A 16,643-nucleotide genomic window follows, 5' to 3' on the forward strand; every position below is an offset into this window, starting at 1 on the left:
GTGCCTGTCTGCTAAAGGTAGGCAGGCACTATGTTTTTCAACCCCATTCCGCAAGCTAGCAACCGCGGGATGATATGAAAGAAGATGACGTTTTAGCCCTTTTAATAGTTAAGCTTATGAATTGCCGTAATGGTTCCGCCCTCTACTTTTAAACCTTTTTTAGCCGTTGCCAGATTTGCGTCAAACACATATACGAAGCTGCCTTCACTCGCTGTAGTAATGCCAATATAACCCCGTATACCGTCTAAAGGGACAAAATTGTTAATGGTAGTTACACTGGTAATGTCTTCCGGTGTCCCTGTAACCCATTTAAAGGATTTATTGCTGACATCTGCAATGGCAAATTTTCTGGCTTGTCCGTCTGTGCTATTGGGTTCGGCATATAGGGTAAGTATGAATTTATTTTCGCCTAAATAGGTCCAAGCGGCAATGTGGTAGCCACCTGAAACTTCCTCCACATTGAAAAAGTAATTTTGGTCGAACTCTTCCGTGGTACGGTTAATTCGTACAATCGCGGAAGGATTCGTTGTTGTAAGCTGCGAATTGTTTGTAGCAGCGGCAGGGGAAAACGCATACACCTCACCTAACTCGGTTTCAACCAAACCATTTAGAAAGTAATCGCCAATGTAGCTGGTGCGATTATCTCGGATAACTTTTTCCACCTTTAACTCCGGGTAAGACAATACGGCTACCCAACTACTGTCGGGAAAAGCTGTTCCGAAAGCATCACCGCAACAACCCTTGATACTCATATACGGCGCGTATATTTTATTACCAACTTGGGTTGCCCAGGTAAAATGTGCCCGTTCGCCATTTCCAGCCAGTTGAACAATGTTTACCTGCTCTTCACCAACTACACGATATTGTCTGGCATCTACGCGATACATTTGCGAAAATTCATTACCGGATCGAGGCACTTTCATGAGGAGAATGTCGTTTTGTGCCGGTGCAAAAACCTGTACGGTTTCCGATTTAAAGTCGGAGACCTTAACTAATTTGCCCAATGAGTCGAGGCGGTACGTTGTTACGGCACCTGGATTCCCTTGTCCGTATAACAAGCTAAAAAATCGGTTTCGATGAGTTACATAATAACGATACGACCCATCCTGCTCTATACCATTTCCCTGCGTGGTTATCATGCCGTTCTCTAAATCATCCGCCAGCAATAGGTAATCAGCGACGCCTTGCGTGCCTACCGGGGTAGCAGTCACGACATATTTAGACTTGCCTGTCAGCACATCGTCCCCGTCATTTACATTAAAATATTCGAGCGGTTCATCACATGCCGCCAATTGCAAGGCAGCAAAAAAGAAAAGTAAAGATTTATAGCGTGTTTTCATCGTTTGATCAGTTTTAATATTTATTAATAAAATAACGCAGTTTAACATAGAAGGCCCGGCCTGGTTTCTGTAGCGAGAAGTTGTCGTATAATCGGTTGTTAACGATGTTTTTGCATTCTAAACCGATATTATATTTTCCATTCGCTAAGGTGTAGGTTACATTTACATCCTGATTCCATTGCCGCGGAATATCACGTTTTGTCTGGGTATCCCCCTGGCTTGGCCAGGATAAATAATAAGCGTGTACATAAAGGATATTATACCCTAAACTAAGCGTATTGCCTTGTTTTCCCACATTATTAAAGAATAAGGAGGCGTCGCCATTGCCAAAAAGATAAGGCATATTGGGAATTCTATCACGGTATAGCGGACTTTCCATGGTGTATCCGTCTTCATATTTTGTATTATTGCGTAAATTCTGATAAGTCATATTTACGCCCGCCGTAAAAATATTCTTAAATGAATAACGTACTTCACCATCAACGCCCAAATTGGTGACATCTGCCAGGTTTCCTAAGAGTTGCTTCGTTTCGTTCGGATTTAAACGTGGTCTGATAAAATCTTTCGCATTGCGATAAAGTAGATTTCCGTCGAAACTAAAACGATGAACTTGGTTGATATGCGTTTGGTAGCTGAAACCGACGTTGAAATTATCACTTTTCTCGGGTTTCAAGTCAATATTACCCTCTAAATTCAGTAAATCACCGAATAACTCTTCTGCTTCAGGTAGTCGATAACTGCGTTCGTAAGACGCCTTCAATTGTAGATTTGGAAGAATAAAATAGGTGCTGGCAATGCCATATCCTATTTTATTGATACTGTTGCTCAATTGATTATAGGCCACATCTCCCCAACCACCACTTGGATTATAACTCTGAGAATAATCAGTACGTTGGTAAAAGTGCTTAGCAAATACAGAAGTATTCCATTTTTCGTTAGCAGCAAACCGATACCCAAAGCCAAGTACATTCTTTCGTGTCTTCCGTGGTTGATCATAATTCTCATCTTCCGGAAATAATTCATCCGAGCCTTTGCGATTAAAGGTGGTTACTACATTGTTTAGGTTGAAAGAATGTTGCTCGTTCAGTCTGTAGGCTAGATTCGCCGTTACGATCCCATTGTTGTTTTTATATTTATACATGGACCGTTGCCTTTCGCTGCCTTCCCCAGGGTATTCTTTAAACTGCCCAAACCAGTTATAACGACGATATGCCGTATCGATGTTCTGTTCTTCTCCGAGATTAATATTTCCGGTAATTCGTAAATCCAAACCTTTAAGAAACAGATCCTTTTTTATGTATTTAACGCTTGGCATTACAATGTTTCCTCGCCGATGCCAAGCACCGAAAACACTTTCCATGCGGGCTCCCGTCTGCACTTCGGAGAAGTTTTTACCTAGCGTCACGCCTAATAATAATTGATCAGCGAATGACTTGTTTACCACACCTGCATTGGCAATGACTGTCTCATTGTGATAATTATCATGAAAACGTCTTACTTTAATGTTTTGGTAAATTTGTTGGGTATACAAATCCGTTTCGGTCACGGTTACTTTGTAGTCGTTATCTGAATAGTTCTGAAATGCATTTAAGCGAAAAGTAAAACCTTTAGGTGACGTATATGCCAAATTAACGGCAGATCGATGCGTATTGAAAGAGCCATACGAATAGGAGGCGTCTAGGTAGTTCTGCTTACTGTTGTCGGTCACGATGTTTACGGCTCCTCCTAAAGCATCAGATCCCAACCAAACAGGCACGACCCCTTTATAAACTTCCACGCGTTCAGCAAGGTTGATCGGGATATTGTTTATCTGAAAGGACGACCCGAAATTATCCATCGGTATGCCATCAATAAAAAACTTTACTTGTCTTCCGGTGAAGCCGTTAAGTGAAAAATTAAAGGTCGATCCTACGCCGCCGTTTTCCCGTACACGCACACCGGATACCCGATCCAATGCATGAGATAAATCTAACGTAGTATTGTGTAATTTGCTAGCATCCAAAGATGTCACATTGTAGGCCTGTCGATTGATCTCTTGATTGGAGGTGCGACCGATTACCGTAACTTCTTCCATTTGATTAATGTCTGGAGTTAAGCTAAAATCGACAACTAGATCGCTATTATTAAGTTGTATTGTTTTTTCTGCCTTTTTGAAACCAACTACCGATACAATTAAACGATGTTTTCCATTTGCTACTCGTTGAAGCAGGTAAATACCCTGTCCGTCGGTATGTGCAGCTGGACCATTAGTGATTTGAATGGAGGCGCCTACAACAGGAGCCCCGTGTTCATCCATGATTTTTCCCGAAATGGAAGGTGCCTTTTTTTGTTGGGAATAGGTTGAGAAAAACAGGAGGCATAAGCTTCCCATTAGCAAAATTTTCTTAATTTGCATTGCTTTTAATATTGACTAAGTGTTAAAAGTTACCTGACAAAATGTTAGGAGGCTATACAGGTGCGAACTGTATGGCCTTTATTTTTGCCAAAGATAGCATCTTATTTAGAATAATTAAAAATAAATAAAATCTTTAATCAGTCGCCATCAACAGCTGGTGTTCTTTTCCCCATTTTTCTAACATTCCAAGTATTGGCTTCAACCGCTGTCCGCTTTCGGTTAATTCATATTCAACACGAGGCGGGACCTCCGCGTAGACGGTACGTTTCACCAACTTATTTTCTTCCAGCTTTCGTAGTTGTAAAGTCAACATACGCTCGGTAATGTTCGGAAGTTTCTTTTTTAGCTCACCGAAGCGTAGTTTTCCATTAATTAGATAGCAGCATATCGCTAATGTCCATTGCCCACCAATAAGGTTTGCTGCATATACTTCCATGCATTCGGAGCTTAGTGCTTGTTTATTTTCGAAATTAGTTGAGCTTTCCTTTATTTTCGTCATACTTACATTTTTGTTGGTACCAAACAATGGGATGCTAATATACCAAATCGATAGTTACCACGCTATTTTTGTGTGAAAGATATACAAGCGATATGAAAACATTAATAATCGTAATTCATTCAGATCTTAAACATTCGGTTATCAACAAACGCTGGTTGGAAGAATTAGCAAAGTATCCCGATCGGTATGTTGTGCATGACTTACACCAGGTCTATCCGGATGAAAAACTGGATATTATAAATGAGCAGCAGTTAGTGGAGGCCTATGATAAAATCGTATTCCAATTTCCGTTTTATTGGTTCAACTGTCCACCCCTTTTTAAGAAATGGTTAGACGAAGTGTTAACTCATGGATGGGCATACGGCAAAGGTAGTAGTTATAAATTACAAGGGAAGAAGCTGGCCATGGGCATTACGGCAGGTATTGAGGCGGAAGACTATCATCCTGCCGGAAGGTATAAATATACACTGGAACAGTTAGTCGCCCCGTTTGAGATAACGTTTGAATATGTACGGGCCGATTACCGATCTTTCTTTGCCTTTTATGGAGCAGAACATCGAGCCATCCCCCAACGAGTGGAACAGAGTGCCCTCGACTATCTTGCTTTTATTGATGCTTTGTAAAGAGAATGCGTTGCTAATTAATAAAGTTTAACCAAGACAGGTTTGTGCGACCTGTCTTGGTTAAGTGAATAAAAAGCAGAACCCTCTTTATTTCCAAGTAAGTCTGGATGTGATATGCCTCTTAATACTGCTAGAAGGCATAACGTAGTCCTAATTGCACTTGAAAAGGATTGCCATTTAAATTAGACACACCGGTAGTGCCATTCATATTATAGACATACTGTAATGCATCCGGGTCGAAACTCTTAATGCTGTAAATGTTCTGTTTACCTAAGTTATGTCCTACACCCCAGTTTTTATTGAACATATTGGCAATGTTGAAAATATCCACAGACACTTCCAGCCCATGTGTTTTATAGAAACGAAACATTTTAGCGAGGCGTAAATCGAAAACCCCATAAAAGTTATTGATACCACCATTACGTTCTGCAACTTTGCCTAGGTTTTTATTAATATAATCTTTTACGCTTTGCTCAGCTTCCGGATTATTTAAGATGGCGTTGATACCGTCACGAATGTATTCCGGTGTATTTGGGCCATTGGGATTATAAATAAAGGCAAGATCGTTCGATGAAACGAAATCGCCGTTCATGTTGCCGGCTACAGCAAGTGAATAACGTGTGCCGCCAATGCCACTAAAACGTAGACCAACCGTGATGCCATGGATACTCGGCGCCGTACCGTAGAAGACGACCTTATGGCGGAATTGGTTGTCAGAATAGGCCATGCCACTTAGGTTTCGAGGATCGTCGCGCACCATCAGCGATAGCGTGGCGGTATTAGCAACATTACCATTATATGAAGTATTGTCTTTTGTATCGTTCCAAGTGTAGGAAACATTGATTTGCCCATCCTTATAGTAGCGATAGGTTCCGTCTACAACAAAGGTATAAGAGTTTACTTTGCCATCGCTATTCATTTCCAAAACACGCCCTAATTTAGATGTTTTCCGGCTATTTACCCAGTTGGCAGCACCGTTGTCTTCCCGGATACTTTCTGCAGGTACATAAACCCCTCTATTATCCTCCGCCGCAATCCTAAAATAAGGTTGATCAACCATATTACGATCAACGTACATATAATTGTTCCGTGCCCATGTTCCATAGGCACTGATGCCTATCCGCAGTGTCGGTGTGAAAAAATGGTTGATGGAGAGGTTTGCTTTATAAACTGTTGGTACTTTAACGTCTGCGCTGTTTGTGTTAATAGTGACAAGCTTTTCTATGCTAGAGTTGTTAATTAAATCACGTCCAGGGGCAGTGTTTGGATCATTACGGTAATTGGGGAAGTTTACCGTAGGCATCAAGCTTGGATCGGTAATGTCTACACCCGCTATACGAGTACCATCAAATAACATATTGTTCAACATGGAGTAAGGATTCAGGTTGGAACCGAAAATACCCGCCCCGAAACGAATAATGTCTTTTCCTTCATCGTTTATATTCCAATTGAATTGGATACGTGGTTGAATTTGAAACGTATTGATACCGTTGTCGGTAGCAATACTCAACTCATCGTAAACGAGCTGATTGAAATTGGCTTTTCGTAAGTAGCGGGTATTATCAAATCGGATACCTGCCACCAGATCCAAGCCCGTTGCTAGTCGGGTTTCCATCTGCCCGTATATCCCCGCGGCCAAATTGTTCACTTTTGTATTTTCATGATCGGTCATATACACATCGCGTGCATAGCGATAAGGCGCTAGGTCGTTGAAATTGTCAAGTCCGGTAAAATAGAAACGACCGTTCATTTCACTCCCGTACCTGAAATTCATGTCTGTGTACATAATGTCAGCACCGAATGTATATTTTATCTTCTCTGTGTTATAATATAGATTGTTCACTAATTGGAATACATTGCCTTTAAACCATTCGGGAGCAAAACGTTGTCCACCCATTTGAATGGAGTTATAATATTTCTTATCACCGTCGATGGATTCTACATTCTCAACAATAACTCGTGGGATACTTTGGTTTTTTCCTATACCATCCACATTATGCATAACCTCCGTACTCTCATAGAAGTGTTGTACTTTCAAATCATTTGTAAGCTTCGAGTTGACGGAGCTACGTAGCGAGGCCATCAAACTATTGTTGATGTTTTTACGATTTACGTAAGATTCGAAAGCGTTGATGCCCGAATTATCACCCTCTTGCTGATTATCCATATCATAGATAAAATTGTTTCGGATGGTCAGCAAGTTTTTTTCATTTAACTGCCAATCCACCCGCGCAAATGCCGCATCGGTGGTTTTACTCTTATCAAAGGCACCAAAAAGAGCATTGGAATTAAACCCATATTTTTCTCGGGCTATACGGGTAAATTCATCCAGCGTTGGCTGTGTCACTTTGTATCGAACGATATCTGCAGGATTTTGGATGTCCGCTATATAAAGTGGACGCGAATCCGCCTGATGATCCCAAGCAACAAAGAAGTGCGCTTTATCCTTAACGATCGGTCCTCCTAAAGAGAAACCATATTGATAAGTCGAAAATTTTTGGGAACGAGGGGTCCCATTTAAGTTGTACTTACTCGATAACCAGTCGGTACGTACAAAAGTAAACGCACTTCCCGAAAGCGTGTTAGTGCCTGATTTTGTAACGGTTGTAATACTTCCACCACCACTTCTTCCATTCGTTACATCATATTCATTCGTAACCACTTTGAACTCCCTGATCGCTTCCATAGAAATAGAATAGGCTCCGCCACTATTGCCGCCCGCAATGGTACTTCGGGATGTCATACCATCTACTGTATAGTTGGTTGAAGACGCAATCTGACCAGCCAATGTATTTCCGTTGCTTACAGGAGAAAGATCGATCAAGGACGAGAAATTACGTCCGTTTACCGGTAGTTTAGTCAGTTCGGTGGCGGTTACTGCCGTGGAAGCTCCTAAAGTTTTAATCGCATTTCTCATATCGTTACCTTGTACAACCACTTCGTCTAATTGGTTGGAGCTAGCGGCTAATTTGAAATCGACTACTAGCTCATCGCCATAATTGAGTGTATAACCCGTTTTTTTCTGCTCTGTATAACCAATGTAGGTTGCTGTAACTGTATAAGGAGACCCCAAGGGTAATTGTTGAAAGGTATAATTGCCTTTTTCATTCGTCATTGTCGTTACTTTAAAACCGGTCGATTCATTTTTTACAGTAATGGATACACCGGAGACGGGACCTTCGGTTTCTGATACGGTACCTAAAATAGTAGCTTCGGTTCCTTGCGACCAAGCGTGCATCATGGGTAATAAAAATAATGCTAACCATGTAAAAAATGGGATAGATTTTGCGTTCATTTGTCTGTCTTCGAGTTTACTTGCTAATAGTGGATAATTGAAAAATTGAGATGCGGATCATCGTTATGCATTTTTACCGATTGTGTTGCCGGCAAAACTAGTATGCAAATGTTTGGACTTCGTTAAGAAATGATTAACCTTTGTTGATCTTAAGGTAATTGAAGACAGGGACTAATAGGTGAGGGGATTAAAAAGCTATTCGAGGAGAGCGGGTCGGACACCCGATTGAAGTGGGTGGATTAATTGGGTTTGGCTCGACAAGCTTATCGCCTATTCTATCACTGTTCGGGAACCAATAGGTTTTTAAGTAAAGATAGAAAATGTTCATTGGCAGTATAAAAATATCGATAATTAATAATGAGATAAAGAATGCCGGCATAACCATATCTGATCCGAATAGGCTTCCAAAAAGCGCCAAAATTCTTTACTGATGCAGGTGTATAATGCTCATCAAAACCGTAATACAGTTCTTCAATATTACTTAATGGAATGCGCTTGTATTCACTCCCATCTAAAATTATATCTGCGTCAGTTAGGATGATATGTCCTTCATGTTTGGCAAGCGGAGGAGTAAATGAAAAATGTCGTATGGTAAATCGTTCGTTGTAGCCCATTTGTTGGATCTCAAAATCATGTATCCATAATGCACGCCCTTCGAAAAGTAGTCGTTGGTTCATATGTCGATAAAATTACAAATTAATATAGACGCCGTTCCATCATGTTTTCAGGATGGGCTAGTGGTTTAAAACCGTACTTTTTATATAAACCGTGAGCATCCTTGGTTCCCAAAGCCCATCGTTTTATTTGCTGAAGATCCGGATGTTCCATAATCGTAGTAATCAGTTTTTTACCTAAACCGAGGCCTCGATAATTGTCGAGAATGAAAACATCCAATAGCCAGGCGAAGACGGCATAATCTGTTATGACACGTGCAAAGCCAACTTGCTTATCTGTCGAGTCCAAAAGCGTGAAGCAGAGCGAGTTTGTCACGGATCGTTCGAAAGTCTCCCGAGACCGGCCTTGTGCCCAATATGAATCGTTATGTAAAAAGTTAAAAACGATCTCCATATTTATGAGTGATTTATCCGTTGATATATAATAAAGCTCGTTTTTCATCAGCATATCTTCTTTAACTTCTTAAATATAATAAATTTACGCTTTTATCATTCGGGAAAAATCAAAAAAAGGTTGGCAAGAATAAACGTAGTTTAATCCTGTCAACCTGAACTTAAAATTGGAGCAATTTATTCTTTGGGTATCTTACAACATCATTCCTCCTGAAACCTCAATGCGTTGACCATTGATCCATTTAGCATCTTCAGTACATAAAAAGGCCACTACACCGCCGATATCGTCAGGTAAACCGACTCGTCCTAAGGCAGTAACACTAGCGACATGGTCATTGATTTCTTTATTATCCCGTACACGACCGCCACCAAAGTCCGTTTCGATGGCGCCCGGTGCCACAATATTGGCGGCAATACGGCGAGGACCCAGCTCTTTCGCCAAGTACCTCGTAAGCACTTCAATTGCTCCTTTCATAGAGCCGTAAGCCGAAGAACCGGGAAAAGAAACCCGGGCCAAACCGGATGAAATATTAATAATACGGCCGCCATCGTTAATAAATGGTAAAGCCTTTTGCGTTAAAAAAAAGACCCCTTTATAGTGGATATTCAACACCTCATCAAATTGCTCTTCTGTTGTTTCTGCAAAGGGAGCATAAAGTGCGGTTCCGGCATTATTAATAAGAAAATCGAAATGTTTGTTCCCGTTCTGTTCTGTCAAATAATTGCTTACACGCAGCAGAAAATCGTCAAAGGATTTGATGTTACTGGTGTCCAATTGAAAAGCGATTGCCTTTTGGCCAAGCGATTGAATTTCTGCTACCACATTGTTTGCCTCGCTTTGATTGCTGTTATAAGTAAGAATCACATCAATTCCTTTTTTAGCAAGATTAATGGCCATATTTTTGCCTAGTCCGCGACTGCCGCCGGTTACCAAGGCAATTTTACTTTTTGTTGTCATTGTTTATCTCTTTTTATTTGATAACACAAAGATCTATCAAAAGGTGAGGAGATGTTTGCAAACATCAATCGGCTCTTTGCAAAAATCAAATAAGATAATTACGATCGGAACGTCAATGGCGCTAAGGAAGTTTGCTTCTTAAAAAAGTTGGAAAAATGCGCCACCTCTTCAAAACCTAAGCTGTACGCAATTTCTGAAATGTTCCAGTCTGTTTGTTTGAGTAGTATTTTTGCCTCTTGTGCTATACGACTGCTTATAATGTCGGTTGTCGTTCTACCTGTATGTTCTTTCAGCACCTTATTTAAGTGATTTACATGAATGGCCAGCCTCTCTGCATATTCTTTCGCAGTGCGCAACATCAAACGCTGATGGGTCGAATCAATAGGAAATTGGCGTTCCAATAATTCAATAAACAAAGAAATAATACGAGTGGCAGCGTTTTGATGAGCTTGGAGGATAGTAGCGGGTTGTAATTTCTGTCCGTAATGAATCAATTCCAATACATAATTGCGGATTAAGTCATACTTATATGCGTAATCAGACGCAATTTCTTTTTGTATTTTTTTAAATATATAAGCTATCTCTTCAGCCTCTTCGTCCGTTATTTCAAAAACGGGATAACCTCCCACTTGAAAAATGGGTAATTCGTCTAGCACAACACCCGATTTGTTTTTTATAAGGAACTCGTCTGTAAATACGCAAAAAGATCCTCCCTGTTTTTCATCCAATGGAATCCAGTGATAAGGTACTTTGGGCGTCGCAAACAGTAAAGCATTTTTCTCGACGTTAATTACTTTATCTGCATATTCGGCCCGATTCTTACCTTTAATAAAGCTGATTTTATAATAAGCCCGACGATTATAGGGCATAACTTGTTTTTGTTTTACCTGTTGAATTGTTTCGGCGATATCAAACACATTAAAATGGCCTATTTCTTTATTGATGCCTCGAGGTAAAAGCGTTTGTATTTCCCTGCCGGTAAACTTGGCAGCCTCCCGATAAAATTCATCGAGCGATGTGCTTTTAATGTTCTTTGCCATAAGAAGGGATTTGCAAAATTCAAAGATAGCAAAGAAGAAGTTGGATTGCAATTTATTCCTTTATAAAGACACCTGCCTGCCGGTAGGCAGGTAGGTATTAAGAGATAGGTGTCAAGACATAGGTATCAAGACACAAGTATCAAGACAAGTAGTGCAGCCTTTGCTTGGAACGTATAACTAGAGACTATAACTGAAGGAATAGTAAATAAATTAATGTAAACTTAATACGCTTTGCGTCAGCCAAAGCCTAGTTATTTTTTAGTTTTGTTGCCCGAGTGCAATATGGCATTAATACCATGGTCAACCCACCGTTTCAGGAGGACAAAAAGCTTCAAATCTCAGAGGAAAATTATACCTCTATTTTCAATGCACATTGGAAAAAGCTTTATATTATTGCTTACAGAAGATTACAAGATGTAGCGCTGGCTAAGGATATGGTGCAGGAAGTATTTGTTTATTGCTGGCAACAACGTGCAACTATCCAAATAAATACCAGTATTGATACCTATTTGCGAACGGCATTGCAATATCAGCTGATTGCTCATTTCAGGAAAATGGATATTCAGGATCGTGCATTCAGCTATCTTTATCAAAGGATGGTAGAAGTACATGGTCAAATGCCGGACCTTTTAACGCAACACGATCTACAAGCAGCCTTGAATCGTGAATTGCATCAAATGCCGGATACCATGCGCGAAATTTTTAAGCTTCGTATTCAGGATTATAGTGTTGACGAGATTGCAAACTCACTCAACCTCGCCGAAAAAACAGTCAGAAACAATATCAGCAAAGGCCTCCATCAATTACGAAAAGCACTTGCCAAGGACTTTCCGGAAGACCTATCCGCTATTTGTTTGGTTCTTTACATTTTATTAACCTAAAGTTAATTATTTATTAATCGATTTTATCGGGACGGATGAGCCCTAAGTGCTACTTACTGGTAGAACACGGGATTTACCCTGCTCTTATTTTCGCATGGATAAAAATGAATTCAAACGGTTAATGGATGGTTATCTTCAGGGTAAGCTGTCTACCGAGAAGCGTGAACTCCTGCAACGCTGGTATGACTCTTTTGGAGAGTCGGAAGTGGGGGTGCCCGGTATGGAAGATCAGGAGAGCATGACTGCGTTAAAAGAGGAACTCTACGGACGTATTCATGGAGCTATTCAACCGAAAAAGACGCCCCTCCGGAAAACAGCTGTTTTTCGCTGGGCGGCCATCGCAGCGCTGTTCGTACTGGCATTGGGAACTATGGTTTGGCTTTATAGCCACCAAAACGATAAATTCGGCGAAACTTCCACTCATGTTGTAAGTGCATACCATCAAATCAGAACAGGAATCAAGCAAATAAAGAAAGTCGATTTACCGGATGGTAGCATGCTCTATGTCAACGCGAATTCTACAATCCGGATTCGTGAACCTTTGTTGGCGAATAAACGAGAAATATTTCTTGACGAAGGTGAAGCTTATTTTGAAGTTGCACGAGACAGTCTCAGGCCTTTTATTGTTCACACACCAAGTTTAAAGATGGAGGTTCTTGGTACAGCCTTTAATGTGAAATCATATAAGACCTTGGACGATGTGACGATAGAAGTGCAGCATGGAAAAGTACGTGTAAGTGATTCGCAGCGAGTTCTTGATGAACTTACTGCTTTTAAGGGACTTAATTACCGAAAGGCGAATGGACAGACAGAACGTATCGGCTTAAATAACGATGAGGTTAATGCATGGACAAGAGGAATTGTTGTCTTACAAAAAGCGGACTTTAATGAACTTGCACAGACCTTATACAATCTTTACGGTGTGCGTTTGGAACACGGGGAGGGAAGAACCGCGAATCATCATTACAATTTAACCATACATGCAGACCGATCTTTAGAGGAAACCATGGCCATCATCTGTGGTATCCATAACACCAAATATAGGAGGAAAGATAATGTAGTAACGATATATCCTTGAAGAAAACAGGCGTCAAAGTGGCGCCTGTTTAATGATCTACGCTATGCACTAGCTTGAGACCCTACGCATAGCTCCTTAGCCCTATTTTTTAACTAAGAAATACAAACTTATGAATAAAAACGCACTGTTCATACGGGAAGTTATGCGCATTACCATTTTAATTTATACCGTTATCATCTCGTTTTCGCAACTTTTGCTTGCGGAACCTTCTAATGGGCAGGTCCTGGAGAGGTCGGTAAATATCACCTTTAAGAATAGCACATTATATGCGGCGATTCAGCACCTTCAAATGCAAAGTCAAGTCGAATTTGCCTTCGATGAGAAATTGTTAAAACTGGAAAAAATCGATGTTAAAGCGAAGCATTTTCAGGCCCGGTCTGTAGCGCATGTATTGGACGTGTTATTAGAAGGTACACCCATTACTTACGAGGAGCGAGACCCTCATACGGTAGTCTTACGCAAAAAACAACAAAATGGCACTGTCAGCGGTCGCGTAATCGACGGTGAGGGATTGCCTTTGGCGGGCGCCAATATTCGAATCTTGGAATTGAATAAAAGTGTGAGCACAAATGAAGAGGGGCATTTCTCCCTCAGTATACCTCCAGGAGCCTATACCATCCAGGCATCCTATATAGCCTATCGGCCGCAGCAAAAAGCACAAACAATTGTGGCGGCAACTAACGTGCTGGTAAATTTTACCTTAGCAGAAGATGTGGCTGCGTTGAATGAGGTGGTCGTGGTTGGATATGGAAAGCAACGAAAAGCAAATCTAACCGGTTCTGTATCGACTATTGACAGCGAGCAGTTGGAGAGACGGCCAATTGTTTCAACTTCTACCGCATTACAGGGCTTGGCACCGGGTGTCACCGTCACTTCACAAACAGGCTCGCCGGGAGGAGATGGCGGACAGATACGCATACGTGGTGTCAACTCATTCGGCGGATCTGATAGCTCCCCCTTGGTTTTAATCGATGGTATAGCCGGTTCCATTGATATGGTAGACGTCAATTTAATTGAATCTATTTCTGTATTGAAAGACGCCGCATCAGCCGCTATTTATGGTTCTCGCGCTGCAAATGGTGTCATCTTAATAACTACCAAGAGGGCTGCTGACGGCAAATTCTCACTTAATTATAAAGGATATGGCGGTTGGCAAAAGGCTACACGCATACCGGAAGTGACGGATGGCTTAACATTTATGAACGTTTTTAATGAAGCTAACATGAATGATAATGGCTACGAATTGTATAGTGAAGAGGCCATTGCGACGTTTGAAGAACAATATGCGGCTGACCCTGATAATTTTAATTGGCAAAAAGCTATTCTTAATGGTTCCGGTTTTACAAATAATCATTTTGTGTCATTATCGGCTAACGCCGGTAAAATTAGGGTTATGCCTTCGATAGCTTATGTAAGCCAAGATGGGATTATTAAGAACACCGGGTTTAAACGTTATGTGGTACGGAATAATATGGACATTGAGCCTAATGATAAATTATCTGTTAAATTCGACATCTCGCTTACCAATAGTAATAGACTCCAAATTGCAGATGAAGGAGATATATGGAACTACCTTGGTCGAATGCCGACCAATATCCCAATCAGGAGAAACGGGTTGTGGTCAGAAGGTTGGGTAAACAAAAATCCCGTTGCTTTTATCGAAGAAGGTGGAAATAGAAAGGGAAACACGTTGGAGCTTATCGGAAATTTCAATATCAGCTACCGACCTGTAAAATGGCTCTCTTTAACGGGGATCGCAGCCCCGCGTTATCGAACAAGAAATTCGCATGTGTTTGTAAAGAGCGTGATGACCTACAATGACGACGGTACGGAAGCGGGTGCTGCCAATACCTTTACTTCCTTGACAGAAACTGCTTATCGCTACTTCTTCGGAAATTATCAATTTCTTGCCTCAGCAAATCATTCTTGGAACAATCATAACTTTAAACTCCTGATGGGAGCATCTCGTGAAACTTATGATGAGAAATATCTGATGGGCTATCGGCGGGATTTTACTTATGATACCTACGAAGTTTTAACGGCCGGTGCTGATAACGAAACAAAAGATAATAATGGTACCCATGACCAGTGGTTGTTGGTTTCTACCTTCGGAAGGTTCAACTATGATTATAAAGATCGTTATCTTTTTGAGGCGGATTTCCGTTACGACGGGACTTCACGCTTTATAAAGCGGAATCGCTGGGCCTTCTTTCCGTCATTTTCAGCGGGATGGAGGGTTTCAGAGGAGTCATTTATGGGAGATACAAAAAGTTTCCTTGATCAACTGAAACTACGGGCCTCCTGGGGGAAACTGGGTAACCAAAACATAGGTAGCTCCTATTACCCTTTTACCGAAACACTAGCTGTGGGCAGTATTTCCATGGCGGATAAGATTTATCAGCTTGTCACTTTAAATACCATGTCGAACCCAGACTTAAGATGGGAAGAAACAACGATGACAGGTGTCGGTTTGGATGCAACCTTGTGGAAACGCTTTTCATTTACTGCCGATTGGTACAAAAAAAATACGGACGGCATTCTGCTCACTTTGTATACTTCTCAGTTAACCGGATTAAATGCTCCTTATCAAAATGCGGCGAAGGTACGCAATACGGGTTGGGAATTCAGTAGCCGCTACGATAATCAATGGGGAGATTTCAGCTTGGGGGTCGGTTTAAATATCTCCGATGTTAAAAATGAGATCATGGATATGAAAGGTCAAACCTCTGGAACTTTGCTACGTCAGCAGGAAGGTTATGCCGTTAACTCCATCTATGGATATGTTGCTGACGGCCTTTACCAGTCGCAGGAAGAGATTGATGCCGGTCCCACACAGTTCGGAACCTTACATCCCGGTGATATCCGGTACAAGGACCTTGCCGGTGCATTCGACGAGCAAGGGAATCCCATTCCTGATGGCAAAATAACCGATGATGATAAGGTCGTTATCGGTAGCACTATTCCTCGCTATACCTATGGATTCAACTTGGATTTCGGTTGGAAAGGCCTCCGATTGAATGCCTTTTTTCAAGGGGTAGCTAAGGTAGATGGGTACCTCAATTCGCACTATGTTATACCTACTGTTAATTCAAGTGCTATTAAACCTTGGCAATTGGATTATTGGACGGAAGATAATCGAGATGCGGCTTTTCCGCGCTTGTCCATTACATCGGCAAATAATACGCAGAATTCATCTTTTTGGATGCGAAGCGCCTCCTATTTGCGGTTGAAAAACATACAACTCGGTTATACGGTGCCTAAAAATTGGCTAAAAAGCATAGGCGTGAGCGACTTGTATATCTATGTAAATGGACAAAACCTGTTTACTTCAACAAATTTTTGGCAAGGATATGATCCGGAGATTGCATATGATGCCGGTGCGGCCGATGGTGTATCCCTAGGAGGGGCAGCCTATTATCCTCAGGTTAAAGTTTATTCATTTGGTATTGATGTCAAATTCTAAAAAA

The 16,643-nt window shown here is 41.2% G+C and carries 12 protein-coding genes; 4 read left to right on the top strand and 8 right to left on the bottom strand.

Going from position 1 to position 16,643, the window contains the following annotated elements; genetic code table 11:
• Positions 1–101 precede the first annotated feature (101 nt).
• From QT327_RS18290 to QT327_RS18300, 3 genes are all read right to left on the bottom strand, one after another.
• Complete coding sequence (locus QT327_RS18290) at positions 102–1,340, bottom strand: DUF4374 domain-containing protein (RefSeq protein WP_130856984.1); 1,239 nt, start codon at positions 1,338–1,340, stop codon at positions 102–104.
• A 13-nt stretch (positions 1,341–1,353) separates the two neighbouring features.
• Positions 1,354–3,735 (bottom strand): TonB-dependent receptor, encoded by a 2,382-nt coding sequence (locus tag QT327_RS18295; protein WP_149105373.1) that lies wholly within the window; start codon positions 3,733–3,735, stop codon positions 1,354–1,356.
• Between the two features lie 133 nt (positions 3,736–3,868).
• A complete protein-coding gene (locus tag QT327_RS18300) occupies positions 3,869–4,234 on the bottom strand; it encodes a winged helix-turn-helix transcriptional regulator (RefSeq protein WP_013665761.1) in 366 nt (121 codons plus the stop codon).
• A gap of 92 nt (positions 4,235–4,326) precedes the next feature.
• Here QT327_RS18300 and QT327_RS18305 point away from each other — a divergent pair, with 92 nt between their 5' ends.
• Positions 4,327–4,857, top strand: a complete 531-nt coding sequence (locus QT327_RS18305) for an NAD(P)H-dependent oxidoreductase (RefSeq protein WP_149105374.1) — start codon at positions 4,327–4,329, stop codon at positions 4,855–4,857.
• Between the two features lie 130 nt (positions 4,858–4,987).
• On the opposite strand, the gene QT327_RS18310 is transcribed toward QT327_RS18305, so the two are convergent.
• The 5 genes from QT327_RS18310 to QT327_RS18330 all read right to left on the bottom strand — a co-directional run bounded on the left by QT327_RS18310 (position 4,988) and on the right by QT327_RS18330 (position 11,217).
• Entirely contained in the window at positions 4,988–8,152 is a 3,165-nt protein-coding gene (locus QT327_RS18310; protein ID WP_289553642.1) for a TonB-dependent receptor, read from the bottom strand.
• 278 nt (positions 8,153–8,430) lie between these two features.
• Positions 8,431–8,829, bottom strand: a complete 399-nt coding sequence (locus QT327_RS18315) for a hypothetical protein (RefSeq protein WP_130856989.1) — start codon at positions 8,827–8,829, stop codon at positions 8,431–8,433.
• 19 nt (positions 8,830–8,848) lie between these two features.
• The gene (locus QT327_RS18320; protein ID WP_149105377.1) at positions 8,849–9,268 is read right to left on the bottom strand and encodes a GNAT family N-acetyltransferase; all 420 of its coding nucleotides are present in this window, start codon (positions 9,266–9,268) and stop codon (positions 8,849–8,851) included.
• 144 nt (positions 9,269–9,412) lie between these two features.
• Positions 9,413–10,177 carry an SDR family NAD(P)-dependent oxidoreductase gene (locus tag QT327_RS18325; protein ID WP_013665765.1) on the bottom strand — a complete coding sequence of 255 codons (765 nt, stop codon included), beginning with the start codon at positions 10,175–10,177 and terminating at the stop codon, positions 9,413–9,415.
• 98 nt (positions 10,178–10,275) lie between these two features.
• Positions 10,276–11,217, bottom strand: coding sequence for a helix-turn-helix domain-containing protein (locus tag QT327_RS18330; RefSeq protein WP_289553644.1), 942 nt, complete (start codon positions 11,215–11,217; stop codon positions 10,276–10,278).
• Positions 11,218–11,513: 296 nt separating this feature from the next.
• On the opposite strand from QT327_RS18330, the gene QT327_RS18335 reads away from it, so the two are divergent.
• The 3 genes from QT327_RS18335 (at position 11,514) to QT327_RS18345 (ending at position 16,639) form a co-directional block, all read left to right on the top strand.
• Positions 11,514–12,098, top strand: coding sequence for an RNA polymerase sigma factor (locus QT327_RS18335; RefSeq protein WP_013665767.1), 585 nt, complete (start codon positions 11,514–11,516; stop codon positions 12,096–12,098).
• Between the two features lie 94 nt (positions 12,099–12,192).
• Positions 12,193–13,176, top strand: a complete 984-nt coding sequence (locus tag QT327_RS18340; protein WP_289553646.1) for a FecR family protein — start codon at positions 12,193–12,195, stop codon at positions 13,174–13,176.
• Positions 13,177–13,285: 109 nt separating this feature from the next.
• Positions 13,286–16,639: a SusC/RagA family TonB-linked outer membrane protein gene (locus QT327_RS18345; RefSeq protein WP_149105379.1), complete on the top strand. Its 3,354-nt coding sequence runs from the start codon at positions 13,286–13,288 to the stop codon at positions 16,637–16,639.
• Positions 16,640–16,643 lie beyond the last annotated feature (4 nt).

This window comes from Olivibacter sp. 47 (assembly GCF_030372825.1).
Classification (GTDB): domain Bacteria; phylum Bacteroidota; class Bacteroidia; order Sphingobacteriales; family Sphingobacteriaceae; genus Olivibacter; species Olivibacter oleidegradans.